Below are 23,396 nucleotides of genomic sequence, written 5' to 3'. Positions count from 1 at the left end.
CGATTGTGTCCTGCTGAAATGCTTGCAGTGGCGTACTATTCTGGCTTCAGGAAGTTGGAGAAAACACACATGACCCCGATAGTGCGCAGTTTGCTGGAAACCGATCTGTATAAATTTACAATGTGGCAAGCATTGCTGCACGGTCATCCGAATACCCATACCGAATACGAATTTGTCTGCCGCAACGCCACCGCCTTTCCCCTGGCCGAACTGAAGGGCGAGCTGGAAGAGCAGCTCGACCATTTATGCTCGATGTCGTTTGCCGACGACGAGCTGGCCTATCTGCGCACCCTGCGCTTCATGAAGAGCGATTTCGTCGACTTTTTGACGGTGTTCCGCTTCCAGCGCAAGTTCATCGAAGTGAGCACGGATGGCGACACCTTGCTCGTGCACGCGGCCGGGCCGCAAGTGCACGTGATGGGCTTCGAGATTTTCGTGCTGTACATCATCAACGAACTGTATTTCCGCCGTTTCGACCTGGATGCGGCCATGCGCGAAGGGCGCCACCGCCTGGGCTTGAAAGTGGCGGCCGTGAAGGAATTCGGCAAGCTGCCAAGGCGCAAGCATCCATTCGAGTTTTCCGACTTCGGCGTGCGCCGGCGCTTTTCCGGTGCCTGGCATGACGAGGTGGTGCAGCGCCTGGCGCGCGAGGTGCCCGAGTATTTCAAGGGCACGTCGAATGTCTACCTGGCGAAAAAGCTAGGCATCGTGCCGATCGGCACCATGGCGCATGAATACATGCAATCGTTCCAGTCGTTCGGTGTGCGCCTGCGCGACTTTCAAAAGGCGGCACTGGAAGACTGGGTGCAGGAATACCGGGGCGACCTGGGTATTGCCCTGACGGACGTGGTGGGAATGGACGCCTTCCTGGCCGACTTCGACCTGTATTTCGCCAAGCTGTTCGACGGCTTGCGCCACGATTCGGGCGACCCCGTCGAGTGGGGCGAGAAGGCGCTGGCCCACTACGCGGCCCTGCGCATCGACGCCAATACCAAGCGCCTCGTGTTTTCCGACGGCCTGGACCTGGACAAGGCGTTTGCCCTGTACCAGCACTTCGCCGACCGCATCATGACGGGCTTCGGCATCGGCACCAATCTCACCAACGATGTCGGTTTGACGCCGCTCAACATCGTCATGAAACTGGTGCGCTGCAATGGCCAGTCCGTGGCGAAATTGTCGGATTCGCCGGGCAAGACCCTGTGCAAGGATGAAACTTTCCTCGCGTACTTGCGGCAAGTGTTTCACCATCCTGCCGTTTAAGGCGCCGGCACGGACATTGACAGCCCGTGCCGCCTGCCGATATTAAAACCCGGTCACCACCGTGTTCATGTGCTCGACCTGGGGCGGGGCGGCGAAGAATTCGCCCACCAGGCCGCGCCATGCCTGGAAGTCGTCGCTGCCGCGGAAATGCACGGTATGGTCTTCCAGCGTCGTCCAGCCCACGACGAGGCGGTAGGCGTCGCCGTTTTCGATCGAGCGCTCCAGGCGCATCGACTCGCAGCCGCGCGCGCGCTGGAACAGGGGGATGGCTTTCGTCACGGCCGCTTCGAAGGCAGCGTGCGTGGCCGATTTGATCTGGATGTGGGCAATTTCAAAAATCATGGCAAGTTCCACTGAGGAATGAAGGAAGCTTGATCTTGCCATAATTCGGCCGCGCGGGGGAGAGCGCCTCAGCCAGCGAGCGTAGCGACGCCTGCGCGCCGGCCGCCCACGTGGCTGGCCGTGCGTTGTTCGATATCGCAGCCGTGATGCGTCTGCACGATGGCGTGCGCCCGTTCCCGTTCCTGCGCATTGCCGATGGCCACGACGAGGCGGAACATGCCGCGCCACGCGGCCTTGCCCTGTATGGGGACGGTGGGGACGGCCTCGTCGTCGACCGTGTCGAGCTGCACGGCGTGCGCGGGGAAACCATCGTCGAGCAGGGCGCTGCGGGCCTGTTGCGCATCGGCAAAATGGTCGAAGATACGGATCAGGGCAGGCGCAACAAGGGGGCTGGTGGCGGTGTGCATGGCCAGGCTTTCGAGTGGGGGCGTCCGAGTTTGAGCTGCCAGCCTGTAAAAAATTCTGCCTCAGCCTGTAAAATCCTCGATCAAGGCGCAAAAGTTTGATAAATATCCAGTATGGTTGCCAAGTCGCGCTAAGATACGCCTTGCGGTGCGTCTTGCTGGCAGGGATGCGGGATCAATCTTTCATAGGAGAACTAAATGGCAGCGAAGAAAATTCTGTTTTTGACCGGCGATTTTGCAGAAGATTATGAAACGATGGTGCCGTTCCAGGCCCTGCTGATGCTCGGCCATACCGTGCATGCCGTGTGCCCCGGCAAGAAGAGCGGCGAGACGATCAAGACGGCCATCCACGATTTCGAGGGCGACCAGACCTACACGGAAAAGCCGGGCCATTTGTTCACCCTGAACGCCAGCTTCGACGACATCGACCCGGCCCACTATGACGCCGTGATGATCGCCGGCGGCCGCGCCCCCGAATACCTGCGCCTGAACGAGAAAGTCATCGCCGCCGTGCGCCATTTCGCCGAGGCGGGCAAGCCTGTCGCGGCCGTCTGCCACGGTGCGCAGTTGCTGGCCGCCGCCGACGTCATCCGCGGCAAGCGCATTTCCGCCTATCCCGCCTGCGCGCCGGAAGTGAAGCTGGCGGGCGGCACGTATGCCGACATCGCCGTCACGGACGCCGTCACGGATGGCCAGTTCGTCACGGCGCCCGCGTGGCCCGCGCATCCGGCCTGGCTGGCGCAGTTCGTCAAGCTGCTCGGTACCGAGATCCGTTTGTAACCTTTACCAGCCCGGCAGGCCGCAGCGCTTGCCGGGCGCACTACTTTTCAGATTCGAGTTCTTCATGCATGCGCCGCGCAGTCAATCTTCCCGCAAACAACTTCCAGCGTCGCGCTGGCGCCAGCGCCGCCTGGCGCAAGCCGAGTCGGGCCTGAGCGCCGCGCAGGAACGCCAGCTGGCCACTCTGCACGAGATTTCCACCTTGCTGGCGGGACAGCACGCCATCGATGCGCTGTGCCGCGGCTTCCTGCGCCACGTGATGCAGTTCGCGCAAGCGGAAGGGGGCACCGTGCGCATCCTCGATCCGCAGCACGATACCGTGCACATCATCGTGCACGAGGGCATTTCCGACGCCATGGTGGAAGAGGAACACTGCATCCGCAACAACGATTGCCTGTGCGGCGCGGCCGTGGCGCAGGGCGTGATCCAGATCCGCGATTTCCGCCAGGTCGATGCCTTGCAGCGCTACCGTTGCCAGGACGAAGGATTTATCGCCATCGCCGTCTTTCCCATCCTCGCGCGCGACCAGGTGGTGGGCAGTTTTTCGCTGCACTTTGCGCGCCCGCAAGCCGTGCATGCGCAGCAGCAGGGCTGGCTGGAAACGCTGGGCCAGAGCCTGGGCATCGCCATCGAAAACCAGCGCCTGATCGCGCGCGAAAAGGAATTCGCCGTGGCGCGCGAACGCAGCCTGCTGGCCGAAGGCTTGCATGACAGCATCGCGCAAAGCCTCAACTTCATCAGCCTGCAAGTGCAGATGCTCGACGATTCCGTGCGCCGGGGCCAGCTCGACGAAGCGGCCGAAGTGTTGCCGCTGATGCGCATGGGCGTCGAGCAAAGCTACCAGGACGTGCGCGAATTGCTGGTCAATTTCCGCACGCGCTGGCATGGCAGCGACCTGGAAAGCAAGCTGTCGGAAGTGCTGGCCAAGTTCGAGCTGCAGACGGGCGTCGTCGGCACCCTGGACATGAGCGGCAATGGCGCGCCGCTGGCGCCCGAGCAGCAGTTGCAGATCCTGTTCATCGTGCAGGAAGCGCTGTCGAATATCCGCAAGCACGCGCAGGCGAGCAACGTGGCGTTGCGCGTGGTCAACGGGCGCGATTTCGCGCTGCAGGTGCGCGACGATGGCGAAGGCTTCGCCGCCAACCTGCGCGACAAGAAAACGGAATTGCAGATCGGCTTGCGTATCATGCAGGAAAGAGCCGAGCGGCTCGGTGCGCAATTTGCCATCGACAGCACGCCCGGCGGCGGCACGACGATCTCGCTGGCCTTGCCGGCAGCCCGGCGCCAGGCCGCGTAACAGATGACTTATCCCTATCAGGCCACAAACATAGTGAACGCACCAATCAAAATCCTGCTGGTCGACGACCACACCTTGCTGCGCAGCGGCGTCAAGCTGCTGCTGCAGCGCAATCCTCAATTCCAGGTGGTGGGCGAGGCATCGAACGGGCTGGACGGCGTGCGCCTGACGGCCGAACTGCGGCCCGACGTGGTGCTGATGGACTTGAACATGCCCGGCGTGTCCGGCGTCGAGGCGCTGCAGCTGATCTTGCAGGACTTGCCGCAGATGGTCGTGCTGATGCTGACCGTGTCGGAAAACGCGGCCGACCTGGGCGCGGCCCTGCGCGCGGGCGCGCGCGGCTACCTGCTGAAAAATATCGAAGCCGAGCAGCTGGGCCAGGCCATTTGCCGCGCCGCCGCCGGCGAATCCGTGATCGCCGACGCCATGACGGCCAAGCTGGTGTCGCAGTTCCGCGCGGGGCAGAACGCGCCCCAGGCCGACTATGACAAACTGACGCCGCGCGAACGCGAAGCCATGGCATGCCTGGCGCAAGGATTGAGCAACAAGGAAATCGCGCGCCAGCTGGACGTGGCCGAAAGCACGGTGAAAATCCACGTGCAAAACATCCTCAAAAAGCTTAAGCTCAGCAGCCGCGTGCAGATCGCCGTGTATGCCGTCGAGCGCGAGTTGAGCAAATAAAGATCAAACAAAGTGCAAATAGTGCGCAAGGAATGCGCGATTGTTTGATCTGCATGGCGTTCCGGCCTAGACAACCCTAGTTCCTTTGACGTATGGCCTTGACCGTGCCTGCGCATTACACTCTTAGTCATTCGCTAATCTAATAAGAGAGTGTCATGCATAAGGTCAACGTCGATGGCTTGCTATCGAGCCAGGCTCTGTTTCGCCATATTTCCCCTTCGCAATTAGAGCAATTGCGCCAGGATGTCGTGCGCGTCGAAGTGGAAAAAGGCAAAGTACTGTTCCGCAAGGGCGAAGTGGCGGAAGGCGCCTATGTGGTGGTCTTCGGCCTCGTCAAGCTGAGCGTGTTTTCCATGGAAGGTACCGACAAGGTACTGGAACTGATCCGCCCGGGCCAGAGTTTCGGCGAAGCCATGATTTTCCTCGATGAACCGTATCCGTTCTGCGCCGAAGCGCTCGAGCACTGCCTGCTGCTGCGCATTCCGCCGCACGCGCTGCTGCGCCTGCTGGACCAGTCGCCCCGTATCGCGCGCCAGATGATGAACAGCCTGTCGCATCACCTGATGGGTTTTATCCGCAACGTGGAGCGCTGCTCCGTGCAGAACGCCACCCAGCGCGTGGTCGAGTACCTGTTGCAAGCTTCGGACCAGCAGCGTTCGAACGAGGTCAAGCTGGACTTGAAGAAAAGTCTGTTGGCATCGTTCCTGAACCTGGCGCCCGCCACCCTGTCGCGCGTGCTGCACCAGTTGACGGACTTGCATTTGATTAAAGTCAGCGGTTCGCTGATCCAGATCCAGCCGGACGCCTTGAAAACCTACCGCCATGGTTCTACCGCGGCCATGCTGAACTAAGCTTTTTCAGCAGGCAAGGTCAGTCGCCAGAACAGCAGGGCGAGCAAGCTGACCGCCGCGCCCAGCGCGCATACCCCATGCCAGCCCGCCAGCGCATACACGCTGGTGGCGGCAATCGCACCGAGTCCGCTTCCCACCGCATAAAACAGCATGTAGCACGCCACCAGGCGGCTGTGCGCGTCGCTGTCCTGCCTGAAAATCAGGCTCTGGTTCGTCACGTGGATGGCCTGGCCTGCCAGGTCCAGCGCGATGATGCCGACGAGCAAGGGCCACAGGGCTGCGCCCGCAAAGCTGAGCGGCAGCCACGCGGCCAGCAGCAACAACAGGGCCGCACCCGTCGTCCACTGCGCGCGGCCATTATCGGCCAGCGCCCCGGCGCGCGCCGCGCCCAGCGCCCCCACCACGCCCACCAGGCCAAACGCGCCGATGGCCGCATGGCTGTAGCCTTGCGCCGTCAAGGGCAGCACCAGGGCGCTCCAGAAAATATTGAACACGGCAAACATCAGCAGGGCCAGCGTGCCCCGCACGCGCAAGACCTTGTTGTGCATCAACATCTCCACCATCGAGGCGAGCAGGGCGCCATACGCCAGTTGTCGGTTGGCCGACTGCGCCGGCGGCAGCTTGCGCCACAGCAGCAACAGCAGGGCGCAGGCGATGGCCGCCGACACAAAGTACACGGCGCGCCAGTCGGCCACATCGGCCACCACGCCGGACAGGGTGCGCGCCAGCAGCAAGCCGATCACCACGCCGCCCTGCGCCATGCCGACCACGCGGCCCCGCTCGTGGCTGGCCGCCGCGCTGGCCGCATAGGCGATCAAGCCCTGCGTCATGGCCGTGCCCAGCAAGCCGACCAGGAGCATGCCGCCCAGCAAGGCGGCCGTGGAGCGGGCGCAGCCCAGCGCCGCCAGGGAGATGGCCAGCAAACCCAGCTGGAACAGGGTCAAACGGCGCCGGTTCAGCATGTCGCCCAGGGGAACCAGCAGCAGCAGGGCCAGCGCGCAGCCGAGCTGCGTGGCCGTGATGACCATGCCGCTCGCCGCTTCCGTCATGCCGAATTCCTGCGCCAGGGTGGCGAGCAAGGGCTGGGCGTAATACACATTGGCTACGCTGAGGCCGGCCGCCGTGGCAAACAGCCAGACGAGTGAAGGGGGAAGTGCTGTCGTGATGGATGGGTTGGTATCGCGCATGGGTCTGTATGTAAGTGGTTTCAAATTAAAACCAGTTGGAGTCTACGCCGGGAAGTTTTAAAATGCAACCACTCAATCCTGGAGAATGCCCGTGGCCAAGCGCAAGAGCCTGAAAACCGACCCCTGTCCCGTGGCGCGCGCGCTCGATGCGATCGGCGAGCGCTGGTCGCTCCTGATCGTGCGCGACGCCTTCGACGGCATGCGCCGGTTCGGGGAGTTCCAGAAAAGCCTGGGCGTGGCGAAGAACATCCTGGCCGACCGCCTGCACACCCTGGTGGAAGAGGGCATCTTTACGGTCGCGCCCGCTTCGGACGGCACGGCCTACCAGGAATACGTGCTGACGCCCAAGGGGCTGGCGCTGTTTCCCGTCGTCGTCGGTTTGCGCCAGTGGAGCGAGGCGCAATTGTTCGAAGCGGGCGAGGCGCATTCGACCTTGCTGCAGCGCGGTTCAGGCTTGCCCGTGCGCAGGATGGACGTGCTGGCCGAGGATGGCCGCGTACTGCAGGCGGGCGATACCGTCGTGCACAAGGTGTCGCCACTATGACGCGGGTGGCCGTGCTGGGCGCCGGCATCACGGGCGTCACTACCGCTTACGCGCTGGCGAAACGGGGCGTGGATGTCACCCTGATCGAGCGCCACCGTTATGCCGCCATGGAAACGTCGTATGCGAACGGCGGGCAATTGTCGGCCTCGCACGCGGAAGTGTGGAACCACAAGGCAACGATTTTGAACGCCCTGAAATGGATGGCGCGGCGCGATGCGCCCTTGCTGCTGCATCCATGGCCCAGCTGGCACAAGCTGAGCTGGTTTGCGCAATTCCTTGCCGCCATGCCCGCCTACGAGCGCAACACCATCGCCACGGCGCGCCTGGCGATCGCCGCGCGCGCACACTTGTTTGCCTGGGCGCAGGAAGAGCATATTGATTTCGATCATCGCCGCGCCGGCATCCTGCACGTGTATCGGGACAAGTCCGGCTTCGAGCGGGCAGCCGGCGTGTCGCGCCTGCTGGCGCAGGGCGGACTGGAGCGGCGCGCCGTCACGCGGCAGGAAATGCGCGCCATCGAGCCGACCTTGCAGGGCGACTTTTACGGCGGCTACTACACGGACAGCGATTCCACGGGCGACATCCACAAGTTCACCAGCGGCCTAGCCGACGCCTGCCTGCGCCTGGGCGTGGCTTGCCGCTACGGTGCGCAGGTCACCGCGCTGGCGCGCGAACACGGCAAGGTGCGCATTGGCGTGGGAGACGGCGCGGGCGAGGACAGCACCCTGTTCGACGCCGTCGTCATCTGCGCGGGCACGGCCAGCCGCGCCATGGCGGCAATGCTGGGCGACCACGTGAATGTATATCCCGTGAAAGGCTATTCGATCACGGTGCAGCTCGACGACGCAGCCAGCCGCGCGGCGGCGCCGAAGGTCAGCCTGCTCGACGACGCGACCAAGCTGGTCAGCAGCCGCCTGGGCGAAGACCGGCTCAGAGTGGCGGGCACGGCGGAATTCAATGGTTTCAATGACGACATCCGCGCCGACCGCATCCGCCCGCTGGTGCGCTGGGTGGAGCAGTGTTTTCCGGGCGTCAATACGCGCAAGGTGATCCCGTGGGCGGGCTTGCGCCCCATGCTCCCGGACATGCTGCCGAAAGTGGGGCCGGGCAAGGCGCCTGGCGTGTATTACAACACGGGCCACGGCCACCTGGGCTGGACCCTGGCGGCCGCCACGGCGGAGATGGTGGCAGAGGTGCTGCTTAGTTCTTCGGCAGCAAATCGCTGAGGGCGGCGCGGCCCTTGACGGTGAGGAAGGGGCCGACCTTGCTGTAGGGCAGTAAAAAGTCGTTTTCGCAGCCGCTGCCGTTCGAGTCTTCCCAGAAGGACACGCCTTCCGGCTTCAGGGACAGGTGGAAGCGGCCTCGGCCGTCGTAATCCGTGCCCTTGCATTCGGCATCGATTTTCACGTCCTTGAACAGGGCCTGGCGCAAGCGGTCCGGCAATTCGGCCTTGTCGTCGCCATCGCTGGCGCTGGCGCCAAACCAGTTCCACACGTCCGTTTCCTGGCCCGTTTTGACGTCCCAGGTACGGAATTTGATGGAGATGCCGTTGGCGCCATAGCCTGCCGCCCAGCGGTAGAACTTGACCGTCACCCAGCGCGGCGACCAGTAGGTCGGCTCCGCATACACTTCGTCTTCCGTCGTGAACCCGTTGCGGCCCAGGTATTCGCGCCGCGTGGCATAGAAGTCGGCCAGGTCTTTTTTATTTTTTGCCAGCACGGCGCGCAACTGCGCATTGATTTTTGTCACGCCATCGCCGGGCGCGATCAATTCCACGGTGATGGTGTCGCCCACTTGCAGGTTGCGGTATTGCCTGCCTTCGAAGGCGATCGGCTTGCTCGTCTTGGTATTGGGAAAATCTTCCAGCGCCAGGTTGTAGGCATCGCTGGCGCAGGACGGATGCTCGCGGTCGCCCGCCGCTTCCAGCAGGGTCAGGGCCAGGGGCAGGGTCTTGCCGCTTTTCGGGTCCGCCCAGGTGCCGGTGACTTTGCCGTCTTGCGGCGCATTCAGGGACCAGGTGCCCGTCGTGTCGCCCTTGGCGTCGAGTTCCTGCCACAGCGTCTTGCCGTTCGGCTTGGCCAGCATGATCGGCGTCTTGTAGCGCGTGTAGTAATAGTTGCCGCTGCGATCAGACCCTTGCGTGGGGCCGGGCTGGTTGAAGCAAGCCACGATATTGGCCTTGCCCACGGTGCCCTGCCATACCCCTTGCACGGGCGGCTCGGCCGCCATGGCGGCATGCAGGGCGGGCAGGGTCAGGCAAGCAAACAGAAAGCGGCGCATCGGTTGTTCCTCTCGTGGGCGAAGGCCGATTCTACATGGCCCCGCCCACGAGATGCCACACGTCAACTTATTTGGCGGGACGCCCCTGCGCCACCACGGCCATCGCCGCGCCCAGGTATTGCAGCATGGCTCCGTCGACGAAGCTGCCTTCCATCAGACGCGGTTCCTGCTGGTGCGCCTGGCGGAATTTCAGCTGCGTGGCCGGGTTCGTGCCCGCATACGAGCGGAACAGTTCCAGCCACTGCCGCGCCAGCTGCAGCACGGCCGGGTCGGTGGGCGGCGTGCGCGCATCCATGGCGGCGCGCACGGCGGCGATCAGGGCCGGCCACTCGCCCGAACGCTTGCCGTAGTTGGCCACCAGGTACGCATATTCCTGCTCATCGAGGAAAGGTCGATACAGCGCAATGCGCGAGGCATTGAAGGCGGCGATGATGAATTGCATCACGTCCGCATCGACGCTGGTCGTCGCTTGCATCGATGGTTCCTGTTCGTGCATGCTGTTCAGGCGCGCGAACAGGCCCGGGTGGGCGCCCGTGTCGCGCACCAGCTTGACCATCCATTCCGTGGCCAGCGCTTGTGCTTGCGCATCGCCGGGGCCGGCGCCCGCCTCCTTGACGGCGCGCACCCTCGCTACCAGTGCTTTCCATTCCTGTTCTACGGCGCTATCTGTCAGCAGCGGCAGCTGTTGCAGTTCTTCGGGACTAAAGTATTTGTCGTACATGGTCATTAACTCCATAGTGGTGAGCCACTCGGTCAGTTCCGGCGCCTGCCCCTGCGCCAGTTGCGCCTGCAGGGTGCGCAGGCGTTCGCGCAAGGTGGAAGCTTGCGCGATCTGGCGTTCCAGCATGGCGATCTGCTGCGCCACGATGGAATGCAAAGGCAGGTCCGGGCCGGCGAGGGCGTTGGCGATATCGGCCAGCGACAACCCGAACTTGCGCAGCGCCATGATCCGGTGCAGCCGGTCCATGTCGCCGTGCTGGTACAGGCGGTAGCCAGCTTGCGTGCGCGCCGAGGGCGAGAGCAGACCGATGCTGTCGTAGTGGTGCAGGGTGCGGATGCTCAAGCCTGTCATCTTGGCCAGTTCACCGATTTTCAACAGCATGGGGTACTCCTTTCCGGGTGCGTGCAAGCAGAATCGCACCTGACGTAACGTCAGGGTCAAGCGGAATTTTCAACTGAATTAACTGAATCAACTGATCGTCAGCCGCTGCCGCAGTTCCTGCAGCAGGGTGCCTGTTTTCGGCGTCAGCTGGCGCGCCAGCGGCCACGCCAGGTACAGGGGCAAGCCTTGCGTGGCCAGTGCCGGCAGCACCGCCACGATGGCGCCCGTGGCCAGGTGCTCGTGCACCAGCCACGTGGCCAGCTGCGCCACGCCCAGGCCTGCCAGTACGGCGGCCGTGCGCGCTTCCGCGTCGCCCACCGTCATGCGGGGAGACGCCAGGCGGTGCTCGACCTGCCCGCCCGTGGCGACGTCAGGGAAGACCCACGGCATGGGCGAACTGTCGCCGCGTCCGTAGGCGATGCAGTCGTGGCCATCCAGATCCGCGATGGACGCGGGCGTGCCGCGCCGCGCCAGGTAGCTGGGCGCCGCGCACAGGATCAGCTGTTCGTCGCCCAGGTGCATCTGGCCCAGCGCGGCGGGCCAGTGCGAGGGCGCGCCGATGCGCACGGCGATGTCGATGCGCTCCTCGAACAGGTCGACGAAGCGGTCGCTGAAGGCGATCGACGGCTGCAAGCGCGGATACTGCGCGCACAGCTCCAGCAGCGCAGGCATCACGCGCAGGCGCCCGTACGAGGCGGGTACGCCGATGCGCACCTTGCCCGCCAGCTCCGTCGCGTGTTCGGCCAGCACGTCTTCCGCATCCATCAGTTCCTGCAGCACGCGCTTGCAAGTGGCGTAGTAGGCGCGGCCCGCGTCGCTCAGTTTCAGCCGGCGCGTGCTGCGCTCGAACAGCAGCACGCCCAGCCGTTCTTCCAGCCGCGCCACGCTCTTGCTGACGGCCGAGCTGCTCAGGTGCAGGCGCTCGGCCGCCTTGGTAAAACTGCCCGCGTCGGCCGTGGCGAGAAACGGTGTGAGGCCCTTGAGATGTTCCGATGAAAACATGATCCGCGAATTTTATTCATGAATAGGGAGAAATAGTATCGCGGATAAGAATTGATGTCGCGGATATGATGTTTTTTTCTTTCGGAGGCTTTCTCTCATGCAAAAACACGCTCTCATCATCGGCGCCAGCGGCATCATCGGCAGCAATCTGGCCACGCACTTGCTGGCGCAGGGCTGGCAGGTGACGGGCGTCTCGCGCGGCCGCACGCCCGTGCCGGCAGGCTGCACTTCCCTGCAATTTGATGCCACGGATGGCGCGGCAGTAAACGCCGCCCTGTCGGGCGTGGACGCCAGCCACGTCTTTTTCACGGCCTGGGCACGCCAGGAAAACGAGCAGGAAAACATCCGCGTCAATGGCGCCATGGTGGCCAATGTGCTGGCCGCGCTGGGACCGGCCGGCCACTTGCGCCATGCGGCGCTGGTCACTGGCCTCAAGCATTATCTGGGACCGTTCGACGCGTATGGCAAGGGCAGCGTGCCCGTCACGCCATTTCGCGAAGAGCAGGGCCGGCAAGCGGTCGAGAATTTCTACTATGCTCAGGAAGACCGGTTGTTCGAAGCGGCCGCGCAGTACGGATTTACGTGGAGCGTGCACCGCCCGCACACCATCATCGGCTACGCGCTGGGCAATGCCATGAACATGGGCCTGACCCTGGCCGTGTATGCGAATTTGTGCAAGGCCGGCGGCCAGCCCTTCGTGTTTCCCGGTTCGCCCGCGCAATGGCACGGCTTGTCCGACATGACGGACGCGGGCCAGATCGCGCGCCACCTGGCGTGGGCGGCCGACAGCCCCGCCGCGCGCAACGAAGATTTCAATATCGTCAATGGCGACGTATTCCGCTGGAAGTGGCTGTGGCCGCGCCTGGCCGCCTACTTCGGCGTCGCGGCGGCCGACCTGCCCGAGGTGATGGCGCCGCTGGCCGAGCGCATGCAGGATGCCCCCGCCCAGTGGCGCGCCATCGCGCAGCAGCATGATCTGGCCGAGCTGGATGTCGGCCGCCTCGCTTCCTGGTGGCATACGGATGCCGACCTGGGCCGGCCGATGGAAGTGATGACGGACATGGGCAAGAGCCGCAAGGCCGGCTTTCTCGATTACCAGGATACGCAAGACGCCTTCTTCAAGCTGTTCGGGAAGTTGAAGGCGGAGCGCGTCATTCCGCGCTGACGGACTCCGCGGCAGCCGGTGGCGGGGTTGCCGCCGCTGCCGCCGCATTGGCCGCATTTGCCTTATGCTGCTGCGCCCGCTGCCATTCCAGGCCCGGGCGGTCGACGCGAAATTGCAGCAGCCGTCCCTGCACCACTTCCGTCACGTACGCCGTGCGGCCATCGGGGCCGCCGAAGGTGATGTTACTCGGCTTGGCGCCGGGCACGCTGATCTCGCGCAAGATGCGGCCCTGCGGCGACAATTTGACCACGCTGCCCTTGCCGTAGCGCGTCACGTACAGGTTGCCGTCGACGTCCACGCGCATGCCATCCATGCCGAAATCGTCGAACTTGATCAGCAATCGCTTGCCGCTCAGGCTGCCGTCCGCGGCAATGTCATACATCCAGATATTGCGCTGCACGCTTTCATTCACATACAAGATCTTGCCGTCGGGGCTGACCTCGATGCCGTTGGCCGTGCCCATGGTGTCGAGCGCCAGGGTCACCGTGCCGTCTTGCGCGATGCGCCACACGCGGCCCGTGTTTTCCTTCCAGTTCGGGTCGCTTGCATACAGCACGTCATCGGCCGTGATGGCGATGTCGTTCGGCTGCGTCATGCGCGGTTCGCGCGCGTGGATGGTGAGCGCGCGCGTGGCCGGGTCGACCAGGTAAATCGTGTGTTCCATGTAGTCGGCCAAATACATCTGCCCACGGCTGCCGAAGCGGATGCCGTTGGCGATGCTGGTGCCAGGCAGGGTCAGGTACACCTCGCCCATGCCGCCCGGGCTGACCTTGCCGATGGTTTGCTGGCGCGCAAAGTTGACGGCATAGATATTGCCATCCGCATCCACGGCCGGGCCTTCGATGCCCTTGGTAAAGGAGTGCGCGGGCGTGAGGGTGGTGGCGAGGAACAGCGTTTCGTGCGCGGGCGGGCTGGCGCAGGCGGACAGGTTGGCCAGCGCGGCGGCCAGCACGGCCGTGCGCAGCGACGGCAGGGCGTATCGGGAATGGGGCATCGAGTGTTCTCTGTATGGCAAAGGTGGCGTATGTTACCCGACGCGCGCCGACGCAGGCGCCGGGCTAGGTTGCCACCTAGGCCGCCACCACGACGAGGTCGGGGAAGTCGTCCTGCCAGCCGTCCCAGTCGTCTTGCAGATGGGCATGCATGCCGGCCCGGTCTTGCGCCTGATCAAAGGTGTCGGCGCTGGCCAGCAGAAAATGGGCGATGGCGCGCAGGGTGGCCGGGTCGGCGTGGATGGTCACGTCGGAGCAGGGCAGGGGCCGCTCGGCGGCGGCGTCCTGCAGATAGCAGTGCAGCGATAAATGTGTGCTCATGGGTGTCGGTGGCTGATATAGGCGCCCAGCATGGCGTGTGCGTTCAGCGCGGTGCGGGCGGCGTCCAGTTCCTCGGGCGGCAGGTACCAGAAAGTCAAGCCGGCATGCTCTTCGCAGCGGCCATACGCCTGCATCGCGTCGCGCAGCGCTTGCCGGCGCTCGGGCGGCAGCGCATCCAGTCTGGCTTGCGTGAAACCATTGATGGGATATACATCGCGCAGGTGCGAATCTTGCAGCCCGCGCCGCTTGATGGCGGCCCAGTTATTTGCGGGGCAAGGAGTGCCAAAGGTCATCGGATGGGCCTCATCGATCTGCCGGTAGCCGAGTGCGTAGCCGGTGCCATAGCCCTGCGTTTCAGCGTAGCAGTACACATATTCGCAATGCTCAAACAGGCCGGGTATGGCCCGGGCACCGTCGAACAACGGCATCAGCGCAAGCTTGCTGGCGCGTATGGACAGAACCAGCTCCGAGCCCGATGAGTACATGGCTTGCGCGTCGCAGTTGACGGCCTCGTCAGCTTCGTCGGGCGGCACGAGACGCGGCGAAAGCAGTCCGATGCCGTCGGTCTCTGGCGCGAACAGCATTTTCTCGTAATTTCGCTGTGAGAACTTGACGATCTTGCCGCGCTTGTTGCCGTAGCGCTCGACGGGTTCGCCGATGTGCGCGAACCAGGCGAACAGCTGCGCGCTGGCCGCGGCGGCAATGAAGGGGGTATTTTTCTTGAATTCGCCTACCAGGAAGTGATATTGGTCCATGTGTCGCCAGAGTGAATGGGTAACGCGCATGATGCCATGTGCGGGAGCGTGCGGCTAGCGCGCACGCGAGGAATGGCGCAGGTCTGGATGCACGGTAACGTAGCAGGACGGGTGGAATGGAAAAAGATGCGCGACAGGACGGCGCAATGGCCGGGTTGAGGCGTATGATGGAAATACGGATGTGGTTGCCGCAATGCAGTGCGACCGGCATGGGCCGCACGTCTTGCAGGTTTTTTTCGTGGTTTTGGCAGCAATAACAACGAGGAGACATCATGGACAAACCCGAATTCATCCTGGCCGCCAAGGCCATGGAAACCCTTGAGATGTATCAAACGTTTTACGGCCACTCCAGCGAATATCAGGCGCACCAGCAGGAAGTCTTGAAACTGCTGCGCCACAAGGGCGCCTCCCTGCTGGTGTCGGACCATGGCCCGGCGAAGTTCCTGCTGGCGTTTGCCGATGCGCTGGAGGTGGCCAGCTTGCCGGGGGAATACGTGCCGTTGAGCCGGCGGTAGGGCGGGCGCTGCCTGTCAGCCGCGTGTGTCGTTGAGAAAAGAGCGAGCACCATGGCGCAGCAGGCAAAGTGATTCTTCATCCATGCTCCCTGGCAAGTGCAGTGGTAATTTTTTTGTATCTTGTTTGTGACGATGTGTGAGTATGTTGCTGCCTATTTGGTGCACACTTTGCGGCATGTCAATCCGGGAGTGTCGCCATGATCAGGTCACGCAGCTTGCCGCCACGCTTGTTGGGAGCAGGTTTCCGTGGTTTTTCCTTACTGCCGCTGGCCATCTCATTTGTCGTGCTGGTGTGCCTGTCGCTCCTGGCGATCCAGTTCTGGATGACCTTGCGCGCACGGGAAGTACAGCTGAGTGAGGCGGCCCGCGAAAGCGCCAATCTGGCGCAATCTGTTGCGCAGCATGCCTATGACACCATCAAGGAAGCCGATACGGTGCTGGTCGGACTGGTGGAGCGGGTGGAAACAGACGGTGTTTCCGATAGCGAATTGGCCCGCATGCACAAATTGCTGGTCGCCCGTGTCGCCGAGCTGCGCCAGTTGCACGGCATCTTCATCTATGCGAGGGATGGCAGCTGGCTCGTGAATTCGCAGAAAACGCTGTTGAGCAATCTGAATAATTCTGATCGGGATTATTTCAACTACCATCGAACGCATGAGGACCGGGGGCCCTATGTCGGACCTCCCGTGCGCAGCAAATCAACGGGGCAATGGATAGTCACGGTATCGCGGCGAATCAATATGCCCGACGGAAGTTTCGGCGGCGTGGCGCTGGCGACCATCGACATGAATTATTTCAGGCTGTTTTATGAACGCTTTTCGATAGGGAAAAAAGGCGCCATTTTCATTGCGAATGGAAAAGGCATTCTTTTATTGCGAAGGCCTTTCGATGAAAGCCTGTTGGGACGCGATATTTCGCAATTCCCCGTGTTCCACGATTATTTGCCCAAAAGTCCCGTTGGCACGGCCGTGATCAAGTCGGGCGTCGATGGCGTGACGCGTATCAATAGCTATCGAAGGGTCGAGGAATATCCGCTGGTGGTCTCTGCCGCACTGTCACAGGATGAAGTCCTCGCTTCGTGGCGTCTCGACACGATTTTACAGAACGCGGTGGGTGGCGTGCTGGTGCTGCTGATTGCCTTCATCGGATACCGCGTGGTGCGGCAAATCGATTTGCGGGTCAAGAGCGAGGCTGGATTGCTCGAGGCGCGCAATGAGCTGGAATTGATCAATGAAACCCTGGCCCGCCTTGCCAACCAGGATGGCTTGACGGGGCTGGCGAACCGGCGCCACTTCGACCAGTCGCTGCTTGCCGAGTTCAGCCGTGCGCAGCGTGAAGACGGCTCGCTTGCGCTGGTGTTGATCGATGTCGACTTCTTCAAGCAATACAACGATATCTATGGCCATGTGGCCGGCGACGAGTGCCTGAGAAAAATCGGCAAAGTGGTCGGCTACAGCATGCGCAGGCCGGGCGACCTGGCGGCACGCTATGGTGGCGAGGAAATGGTCATTTTATTGCCTGGAACGGATTTGCCGGGCGCCCTGGCGGTGGCGGAAGGCGTTCGCCAGGCAGCGCAATCGCTGGGCGTCGAACATCGGGGCAATCCCCTGGGCGTGGTGACGGTCAGCGTCGGCGTGGCGGCTTTCATGCCGACGCACCTGGAAAACCAGGCAGTCGAACTGGTTGAACTCGCTGATACGGCACTGTACAAGGCCAAGGCATCCGGCAGAAATCAAGTCTGTTATGCCTCGCCTTGCGAACCGGCCGAGCAGGACGCGACTGCTTTTGCGTTTCGATAGCGATTGCTGACGGCGGAGGGGGGCGCGTGCGCAAGCCTTGTTCATGTACAATCGGCAACATCCGGATCGACGTATCCGCCCCTTCACTGCGGAGTACGCCTGAGCGTGACACAAACATTGCAAACCTGGCTGCTGGCCTGGCGGGAAGCCTTCACGTGCATCGGCCTGGGAGTGCGCGATGCGCGTCATGCGGGGCTGTGGTGGCGCTCCGCGCTGTGGTGCATGGCGGTCGTGGCGCTATGGCTGGGACTGTATGGCTGCTTCGGCCGTTTTTTTGTCGAGCTGAGCGCCATGCTGGCGCTGGTGTCGGTTACCGGCTTGCTGGGCCTGGGCGTGATGGATGGCGTCGGGACACTGGCCAACGGGCCTGCCACGCTCTCGCAGATGGGCAATATCGCCGGCGGCCTGGGCAGCGCCGCCAAGGCCCTGCTGTCGATAGGCCAGATCGCCCTGGCCTTGCTGGCGCTGGCCACCTTGTTCTATGTCATGGTCTTTATCGTCGGCGCCATCGGCACGGCGCGCTTGCCGTTGCGCTGGCTGTTGCTGGAACGGGCCAAGGCTGTGGCGGCACGCCGCTATGCTCCGTGGCAACCTCCGGCCGGCCTGGAGCTGTCCTCCCCGCGCCCCGTCTGGCGGCGCCTGTTGCTGCTGCTTTCCCTGCTGATCCCCGTGTGGGCCATGTGCGTGCTGGTCTCGTACCTGCTGGCCTGGAATGTCCGGATGATCTACGGCGCAGCGGCCGAAGACGTGCTCGGCGCAGAACAGCAAGCGGCGTTGCGCCGCGCGCAGCGTCCGGCGATTGCTGCCCTGGGCCTGCTGCTGTGCTTGCTGATGCTGATACCGGTGTTCAATTTACTGGTGCCAGCCTTGCTGTGCAGCAGCGTTTGCCATTTGCAGCGCCGCGGCTGGCGCACAACGGGGTCAGCAACCAACGTGGAGTGAACAAGGAATAAACATGAGTGAACACGCAAGACGCGGCACCCTGGAACGCGCGATTGAAATCGCCGCCGCCACCCATGCCGGCCAGAAGGACAAGGGCGGCGCGCCATACATACTCCACCCCTTGCGCGTCATGCTGCGCGTCGCCCCTGGCGCCCAGCAAATTGTCGCCGTACTGCATGATGTGGTGGAAGACAGCGATGGAAAAATCACCTTCGACGACCTGGCGCGCGAAGGATTTTCCCGGGGAGTCATCGACGGCGTGCGCGCCGTGACCAAGATCGAGGGCGAGTCGTACGAGGATTTCATCGCCCGCGCGGCCCTGAATCCGGTCGGCAAGGCCGTCAAGCTGGCGGATCTGGCCGAGAACAGCGATTTGTCGAGGATAGATATGCCGACGCAGAAGGATTTGGAGAGGGTGGAGAAGTATCGGAGGGCGATGGGGTATTTGCTGGGAGAGGTTCTTTAGTTTCAAAGTGACGCGGCGCGATCTTGTGCTGGTCCAATGTCATGGCTGCAACTAGCGATAACGCCATTAACGTACAGGGATTTGATCCTTCGCAATGCTTCGGGAATGCATTACGGCAAAAATTGTCGAGTGTGCATTTTTGGGCGATCATGCGAAGATTCTCGCCAATTACTGCGGCGCGAGACATCGTCAATAAAATGCGCAACAAGGTTTGACAGGCAGTATGCATCGCGATGCAACGGCGCAGCTAATCCGCATATTTTTTGAATTCAGCTTTGTCCAAGTTATTTATTTTAATGACCCTACTATCCCCCGGATAAGACCACTCATACATCACGACGACCATTTTCACGTCACGATTAAGTAGCGGGACGGATGACATGAAACGCATTCTCGCTGTTTTTCCGCTCCTTGTCGTTGCTATGGCCATGGCTCAGTCCGCTCCCAAATGGTTATTTTCTTACCAGTCATTCAAAGGCCGCTATGCCATCTATAGCGGAGGCCTGAGCGATCCGCAACCGTCGACCGGTAAAGACAAGCGCATTGCATTCTGGATCGATGGCAAGGCGGCAAAGCAGCTATTCGATGCGATGGGGCCGGACTTGCGCAATGCGTGCGGCGCGGATGGCGAATATCGCCTGCGCCAGCGGGCGGAAGTGCGCTGCTCCTATCATCCCCGTGATGGGCACCATTGCGACTTCGGTTTTGACCTTCTGAGCGGACGCAGTATCGGCGGCTCCGTATGCTGAGGCGCGCCAGCCAGCTATTCGTCGCGCTACTGTGCTTGTTGTTGGCGCACCAGGCCAGGGCCGTATGGGAATTCGTGCAAAAGGATTTTTCAGGGGCGTACGCGATTTATGGCGCATATCTCGACGATGCCGTGGCACCGGTTGCGGGCGATACCAAAGTTGCGTTTCGTTTGACGGGAGCCGCTGCAAAGGACATGTTTGACGCCATCGGGCCGGATATGCGCGATGGCTGCCCCGACCCGCAAATACGCATTCGCAATCGTGACATGCTGCTGTGCCGGCATCGTCCGAAAGATGGCTATCGCTGTGATTTTGGTTTCGATTTGTCGACGGGCTTGAGTATCGGGGGAGCGGTGGGTGGGGCGGTGTGTGGGGAGTAATGGGGGCGACCGGTCACCGGGTACGAGCAAGAGCTTTGCGGATGGCTTGTTCGACGGGGCGGTCTATCAGCGCCAAAACGAAGACCACGACAGCGGTAACAATCATTCCCTCCAGTAAAGCTGGATCGGGGAAAAGTTGCTGATTGGTGATGGCACCGGGCACGGTTGCTCGTTTCCAGACAAGGAGCAACAGTGCGGCACCCGCGGCGAGAAGCATGGCCGGTCGACGATGGTGCAAGCGGGCGATTTGTCCCATCAGCAGCAGCGCGATACCCCACGCAAAAGGATAGAAGCCGTGGTCGAACAAGATCATGCGCTCATCATAGTATGCGCCGGTGTACCAGGCAAAACGGGAGAGGCCGAAAAGACCATAGACGACGAGGGCCACGGCTAGCACGAGGAAACTGGAGGAAAGCATGCGAGCAATTTTCATGGTTTGGGTTTCTCTGCCAATGCCTTGAGATAGCGCAGATCAGTTGGCCCTTCTGTTTGGTTACTTGGATAGTCTTGTCTTTGCTGAATATGGCTCGCTGGCCGTGTTTGTAGTCTTGCTTGCTATTTTTTTCTCGCGCCGGCGTGGCTTGCCAGGCCACCTTTGCGTATGATTTTACCGGCTAAAGGGCGAGGGGCAGGTCCGCCATTCGTACACGGCCTGAGCAGTTCATGTTGTCGCTAGGAAAAACCGCCTGCGGCGCAAAACCTAGTCAGACGAATCGGAGAGGGTTGCGCTTGCAAGCGCAACCCGGTTTTGCGGCGCCGAGCTGCGCTCGCCGAAGCCCCGCAAAACCCCCGCGCCCGTACCGGACGCGGATTCGACGCCCGCGCTCTGCATGCATGGAATAAATAAAAAGGGCCTCCCCGCCAAAACGGGGAAGCCCTTTTATTTATTCAGTGGTGGAGACGGCGGGAATCGAACCTACCGTAAACCAAGGTTTCTTAGGTATCTTGACGGTTTTGCTGTCAAAATGCAGACAATAGACCTGCTACGTTAATTGTTTGTTAGATCAGACATGCTTACCTCTTCTATGATTGATGGGCGAGAATCCATGTAGATCTTTCGACCACTAGCAGCTTGAACTACCTGACCTTAGAGGCACGTTGATGATAGAAATGAACAAATCGGATTTGTGGAAGAACTTTAGACTTGGCGAAGAAGTGCACATCTCCGGCTCATTCATCTATAACGGCTTGCGTCGTTTTCATGAGCTTGAGGTGCTTAATCACAGCGAAGAGCTTTTCGAATTCCTTTATAACTTGTCAGTTGGCATTGAGCGACTCTTAAAGATTGCTATTGTGCTTCACGAGCATACTGAAACTACCGATCAGATCAGTCTAGAGAAGTCACTGATCACACACAGCCACTTGGACTTGTTGGCGCGCGTGCGGAAAAGTGTCCTGATCAATTTCGGCAAGCCACAGAATGATCTCCTGCAACTCTTGAGTACCTTCTACAAATCAGTAAGATATGATCGGTTTTCTCTCAATTCGGTGTATGAGGGAAAGAAGGAAGCTTCAGCGATTTGCGGATTGCTAAGTAAGCACCTAAACATAGAAATTGTTGATAGAGAGATTTTTGGCACGCCTAATGAAGACAACTACAGATCGTTTATCAGGCGTACCGTATTGAAGATTTCACAAACGATCTACAAAGTTATCACCGAGCGATCCAGTGCCCTTGGATTGTATACATACGAACTACGGCTCGAATCGAAGGCAGCGCGTGTTTTTTTGGGGACGGCGGATATCCGTAATGAGGATGTTTTGTGGAAGGAATTGTTGATTTTTTTCATGAATACAGCCCCTACAACGGGCTATTTGAACTACTTGAAAGAGATTGTTCCGCTGGATTTCGATCCAGCGTTGTTAGACGATTACCTTAGTTGTTTCAAATTAAATCCACCTCCAGCTGGTGTGATGGACGAGTTGGAGTACCACTATGAAAACCTGGATTCGGATACCAGAAAGCTGAGATTCGAGACATTAAACGTTATCGCTATGGGTGGCGTTGATTTTAGTCAACCTGAGGACTTGGGCGAAATTTATGATGACGAAGACGATTTTTGACTAATTCTTTGAAGAGCTGATGTTCATGGAAAAGGTTAGGGATGTTCAGGTTTGAAATACTCCGTTAAACAACCTGCTTTGGGGCATTTCAGCCCCATAGTTTGGGTAAGTAGGGCAGGATGAAAACTAACCGATATTGCTAGTTTTAGACGCCGAAAACACTTTCGGACTTTGAGCCCGCACACTGGTCAGCATCCGGCATCCACCTCCCATATACCCTGGCAATCATCGTCCAGTCAGCATGCCCCATCTGTTTTGCCACCCAAATAGGGTGTTCACCGGCCGATAGCATCATGCTGGCATAGGTGTGCCGTGTCTGATACCAGGCCGTGCACCAGTTCAACAAGGGCCGCGTGTTCCACCTGATGGAACCGGACGTCAATCAGGAGCTGTACGGCGTGCCGCAGTACCTGAGCGCGCTGCAATCGGCCTGGCTCAACGAGGCCGCCACCCTGTTTCGTCGCAAGTACTACAAGAACGGCTCGCACGCCGGCTTCGTGTTCTACATGACGGACGCCGCCGCCAACACCCAGGACGTGGACAACCTGCGCCAGGCCATGCGCGACAGCAAGGGGCCGGGCAACTTCCGCAACCTGTTCATGTACGCGCCGAACGGCAAGAAGGACGGTATCCAGATTCTGCCGGTGTCGGACGTGGCCGCCAAGGACGAGTTTTTCAACATCAAGAGCGTCACGCGCGACGACCAACTGGCCGCGCACCGCGTGCCGCCCCAGCTCATGGGCATCCTGCCGAACAATGCAGGCGGCTTCGGTGCCGTGGAACCGGCCGCGCGAGTCTTCGCGCGCAATGAGCTGGTGCCGCTGCAGTCGCAGTTCATGGCGATTAACGAATGGGCCGGCGTGGAAGTGGTGAAGTTCGCCCCGTATGACCTGGCCACAGGCGGGGAGGGCGCGGCATGAGCGACCACGTCGACAACACGGACAAGATCATCTTCGCCGAGGTGGCGCGCGGCTTGGCCGCCGTGCGGCGCCGGCCGGGCCTGGTGGCGCATGGCTGCTGCCACTACTGCGACGAGCCGCTGGCGCCCGCGCTGCTGTTCTGCGATGCGGACTGCCGCGACGACTACGAGAAGGAGCAGGCGGCCAAGGTGCGCGCCGGCTGCCCAGGATGACTGTCACGCCGCGTTAGCCGGCAGGGCCGGGCCGCGATAGCCCAGCCGCGCCAGAGCGCCCTAGCCACCGCACAGGCCGCCCATGAGGCGGCTTTTTCACGTCCCGACGAATGATGTTGCCCTTGGAGCAAGAAAACAGCCCATTTCGGCCCGGCGCGCGCAGTTGTCCCCCCTCCACACCTGCCCGCTAGTTAGGGGTCTTTTGACTCAAATGTGCGCCATGGCCGAAGGCGCATGAGGACTGGCGCGGCGGGGCGAAGAGGGGGTATGCGATTTGACGCATTTTGACGCACTTTGAGCGGTTTTGTGCTCCCCCAATTCTGCAGGGATTTCGCTGATATTTTATTTGACGGAAAAGCAACCTCAGTACACTTTGGAGGTTGCGT

General features: G+C 61.3%; 26 protein-coding genes and 2 pseudogenes. 17 read left to right on the top strand and 11 right to left on the bottom strand.

The annotated features are described in order from the left end of the window. Positions 1-69: 69 nt before the first annotated feature. The gene (gene pncB, locus VPH40_RS17650; protein ID WP_099665174.1) at positions 70-1,260 is read left to right on the top strand and encodes a nicotinate phosphoribosyltransferase; all 1,191 of its coding nucleotides are present in this window, start codon (positions 70-72) and stop codon (positions 1,258-1,260) included. A gap of 42 nt (positions 1,261-1,302) precedes the next feature. Here pncB and VPH40_RS17645 read toward each other — a convergent pair whose 3' ends face one another. Further along, positions 1,303-1,602, bottom strand: a complete 300-nt coding sequence (locus VPH40_RS17645; protein WP_034781921.1) for an antibiotic biosynthesis monooxygenase family protein — start codon at positions 1,600-1,602, stop codon at positions 1,303-1,305. Positions 1,603-1,670: 68 nt separating this feature from the next. Then, entirely contained in the window at positions 1,671-2,009 is a 339-nt protein-coding gene (locus tag VPH40_RS17640) for a hypothetical protein (RefSeq protein ID WP_328574078.1), read from the bottom strand. A 195-nt stretch (positions 2,010-2,204) separates the two neighbouring features. Between VPH40_RS17640 and VPH40_RS17635 the strand changes: the two genes are divergently transcribed. The 4 genes from VPH40_RS17635 to VPH40_RS17620 all read left to right on the top strand — a co-directional run bounded on the left by VPH40_RS17635 (position 2,205) and on the right by VPH40_RS17620 (position 5,615). Continuing rightward, entirely contained in the window at positions 2,205-2,786 is a 582-nt protein-coding gene (locus VPH40_RS17635) for a DJ-1/PfpI family protein (protein WP_230522406.1), read from the top strand. A 64-nt stretch (positions 2,787-2,850) separates the two neighbouring features. Beyond that, positions 2,851-4,083, top strand: a complete 1,233-nt coding sequence (locus VPH40_RS17630; RefSeq protein WP_099665170.1) for a GAF domain-containing sensor histidine kinase — start codon at positions 2,851-2,853, stop codon at positions 4,081-4,083. Positions 4,084-4,086: 3 nt separating this feature from the next. Then, on the top strand, positions 4,087-4,764 hold the full coding sequence (locus tag VPH40_RS17625) for a response regulator (RefSeq protein WP_170846465.1): 678 nt from the start codon (positions 4,087-4,089) through the stop codon (positions 4,762-4,764). 155 nt (positions 4,765-4,919) lie between these two features. Next, positions 4,920-5,615, top strand: a complete 696-nt coding sequence (locus VPH40_RS17620; RefSeq protein WP_034781930.1) for a Crp/Fnr family transcriptional regulator — start codon at positions 4,920-4,922, stop codon at positions 5,613-5,615. Here the strand turns inward: VPH40_RS17620 and VPH40_RS17615 are convergent. Continuing rightward, positions 5,612-6,802 (bottom strand): MFS transporter, encoded by a 1,191-nt coding sequence (locus VPH40_RS17615; RefSeq protein ID WP_328574077.1) that lies wholly within the window; start codon positions 6,800-6,802, stop codon positions 5,612-5,614. The two genes, VPH40_RS17620 and VPH40_RS17615, sit on opposite strands and share 4 nt — an antisense overlap. A 91-nt stretch (positions 6,803-6,893) precedes the next feature. On the opposite strand from VPH40_RS17615, the gene VPH40_RS17610 reads away from it, so the two are divergent. Continuing rightward, positions 6,894-7,346 carry a winged helix-turn-helix transcriptional regulator gene (locus VPH40_RS17610; protein ID WP_328574076.1) on the top strand — a complete coding sequence of 151 codons (453 nt, stop codon included), beginning with the start codon at positions 6,894-6,896 and terminating at the stop codon, positions 7,344-7,346. Next, positions 7,343-8,572, top strand: coding sequence for a D-amino acid dehydrogenase (locus VPH40_RS17605; RefSeq protein WP_328574075.1), 1,230 nt, complete (start codon positions 7,343-7,345; stop codon positions 8,570-8,572). Before VPH40_RS17610 ends, VPH40_RS17605 begins: the two co-directional genes overlap by 4 nt. Here VPH40_RS17605 and VPH40_RS17600 read toward each other — a convergent pair. The 3 genes from VPH40_RS17600 to VPH40_RS17590 all read right to left on the bottom strand — a co-directional run bounded on the left by VPH40_RS17600 (position 8,547) and on the right by VPH40_RS17590 (position 11,730). Next, positions 8,547-9,626 (bottom strand): hypothetical protein, encoded by a 1,080-nt coding sequence (locus VPH40_RS17600; protein ID WP_328574074.1) that lies wholly within the window; start codon positions 9,624-9,626, stop codon positions 8,547-8,549. The two genes, VPH40_RS17605 and VPH40_RS17600, sit on opposite strands and share 26 nt — an antisense overlap. Before the next feature lie 67 nt (positions 9,627-9,693). Continuing rightward, positions 9,694-10,728 carry a MerR family transcriptional regulator gene (locus VPH40_RS17595; protein ID WP_328574073.1) on the bottom strand — a complete coding sequence of 345 codons (1,035 nt, stop codon included), beginning with the start codon at positions 10,726-10,728 and terminating at the stop codon, positions 9,694-9,696. An 87-nt stretch (positions 10,729-10,815) separates the two neighbouring features. Beyond that, complete coding sequence (locus tag VPH40_RS17590) at positions 10,816-11,730, bottom strand: LysR family transcriptional regulator (protein WP_328574072.1); 915 nt, start codon at positions 11,728-11,730, stop codon at positions 10,816-10,818. A gap of 97 nt (positions 11,731-11,827) precedes the next feature. Between VPH40_RS17590 and VPH40_RS17585 the strand changes: the two genes are divergently transcribed. Then, on the top strand, positions 11,828-12,895 hold the full coding sequence (locus VPH40_RS17585; protein WP_328574071.1) for an SDR family oxidoreductase: 1,068 nt from the start codon (positions 11,828-11,830) through the stop codon (positions 12,893-12,895). On the opposite strand, the gene VPH40_RS17580 is transcribed toward VPH40_RS17585, so the two are convergent. From VPH40_RS17580 to VPH40_RS17570, 3 genes are all read right to left on the bottom strand, one after another. Then, a complete protein-coding gene (locus VPH40_RS17580) occupies positions 12,882-13,889 on the bottom strand; it encodes an SMP-30/gluconolactonase/LRE family protein (protein WP_328574070.1) in 1,008 nt (335 codons plus the stop codon). The two genes, VPH40_RS17585 and VPH40_RS17580, sit on opposite strands and share 14 nt — an antisense overlap. A 76-nt stretch (positions 13,890-13,965) precedes the next feature. After that, a complete protein-coding gene (locus VPH40_RS17575) occupies positions 13,966-14,208 on the bottom strand; it encodes an Imm32 family immunity protein (protein ID WP_328574069.1) in 243 nt (80 codons plus the stop codon). Continuing rightward, positions 14,205-14,963, bottom strand: coding sequence for a hypothetical protein (locus VPH40_RS17570; RefSeq protein ID WP_099665162.1), 759 nt, complete (start codon positions 14,961-14,963; stop codon positions 14,205-14,207). The genes VPH40_RS17575 and VPH40_RS17570 overlap by 4 nt, the downstream gene beginning before the upstream one ends. A gap of 272 nt (positions 14,964-15,235) precedes the next feature. Here VPH40_RS17570 and VPH40_RS17565 point away from each other — a divergent pair, with 272 nt between their 5' ends. The 6 genes from VPH40_RS17565 (at position 15,236) to VPH40_RS17540 (ending at position 19,814) form a co-directional block, all read left to right on the top strand. Beyond that, positions 15,236-15,478, top strand: a complete 243-nt coding sequence (locus VPH40_RS17565) for a hypothetical protein (protein WP_099665161.1) — start codon at positions 15,236-15,238, stop codon at positions 15,476-15,478. 197 nt (positions 15,479-15,675) lie between these two features. Beyond that, on the top strand, positions 15,676-17,277 hold the full coding sequence (locus tag VPH40_RS17560) for a sensor domain-containing diguanylate cyclase (RefSeq protein WP_328574068.1): 1,602 nt from the start codon (positions 15,676-15,678) through the stop codon (positions 17,275-17,277). Between the two features lie 105 nt (positions 17,278-17,382). Next, positions 17,383-18,219 (top strand): hypothetical protein, encoded by an 837-nt coding sequence (locus tag VPH40_RS17555; protein WP_328574067.1) that lies wholly within the window; start codon positions 17,383-17,385, stop codon positions 18,217-18,219. Positions 18,220-18,232: 13 nt separating this feature from the next. Continuing rightward, positions 18,233-18,685, top strand: a complete 453-nt coding sequence (locus tag VPH40_RS17550; protein ID WP_328574066.1) for a GTP pyrophosphokinase — start codon at positions 18,233-18,235, stop codon at positions 18,683-18,685. Between the two features lie 380 nt (positions 18,686-19,065). Continuing rightward, on the top strand, positions 19,066-19,434 hold the full coding sequence (locus VPH40_RS17545; protein ID WP_305054423.1) for a hypothetical protein: 369 nt from the start codon (positions 19,066-19,068) through the stop codon (positions 19,432-19,434). Beyond that, a complete protein-coding gene (locus VPH40_RS17540) occupies positions 19,428-19,814 on the top strand; it encodes a hypothetical protein (RefSeq protein WP_328574065.1) in 387 nt (128 codons plus the stop codon). The genes VPH40_RS17545 and VPH40_RS17540 overlap by 7 nt, the downstream gene beginning before the upstream one ends. A gap of 13 nt (positions 19,815-19,827) precedes the next feature. Here VPH40_RS17540 and VPH40_RS17535 read toward each other — a convergent pair whose 3' ends face one another. Beyond that, on the bottom strand, positions 19,828-20,247 hold the full coding sequence (locus VPH40_RS17535) for a hypothetical protein (protein ID WP_328574064.1): 420 nt from the start codon (positions 20,245-20,247) through the stop codon (positions 19,828-19,830). 668 nt (positions 20,248-20,915) lie between these two features. Here VPH40_RS17535 and VPH40_RS17530 point away from each other — a divergent pair. Next, positions 20,916-21,878 carry a hypothetical protein gene (locus VPH40_RS17530; RefSeq protein ID WP_328574063.1) on the top strand — a complete coding sequence of 321 codons (963 nt, stop codon included), beginning with the start codon at positions 20,916-20,918 and terminating at the stop codon, positions 21,876-21,878. A gap of 145 nt (positions 21,879-22,023) precedes the next feature. Here VPH40_RS17530 and VPH40_RS27935 read toward each other — a convergent pair. Continuing rightward, positions 22,024-22,200, bottom strand: a pseudogene (locus VPH40_RS27935) (site-specific integrase); the annotation flags it as partial. 10 nt (positions 22,201-22,210) lie between these two features. On the opposite strand from VPH40_RS27935, the pseudogene VPH40_RS17525 reads away from it, so the two are divergent. Both VPH40_RS17525 and VPH40_RS17520 read left to right on the top strand, forming a co-directional pair. Continuing rightward, positions 22,211-22,798, top strand: a pseudogene (locus VPH40_RS17525) (phage portal protein); the annotation flags it as partial. Continuing rightward, positions 22,795-23,010: a hypothetical protein gene (locus VPH40_RS17520; protein ID WP_328574062.1), complete on the top strand. Its 216-nt coding sequence runs from the start codon at positions 22,795-22,797 to the stop codon at positions 23,008-23,010. The pseudogene VPH40_RS17525 and the gene VPH40_RS17520, both read left to right, overlap by 4 nt. The last annotated feature ends 386 nt before the right edge of the window (positions 23,011-23,396 follow it).

This window comes from Janthinobacterium sp. P210005, from assembly GCF_036231865.1.
In the GTDB taxonomy this organism is placed as follows: domain Bacteria; phylum Pseudomonadota; class Gammaproteobacteria; order Burkholderiales; family Burkholderiaceae_D; genus Janthinobacterium; species Janthinobacterium kumbetense.
Note: the sequence above shows the minus strand (reverse complement) of the source record. Positions and strands in the feature narration are given on the sequence as shown.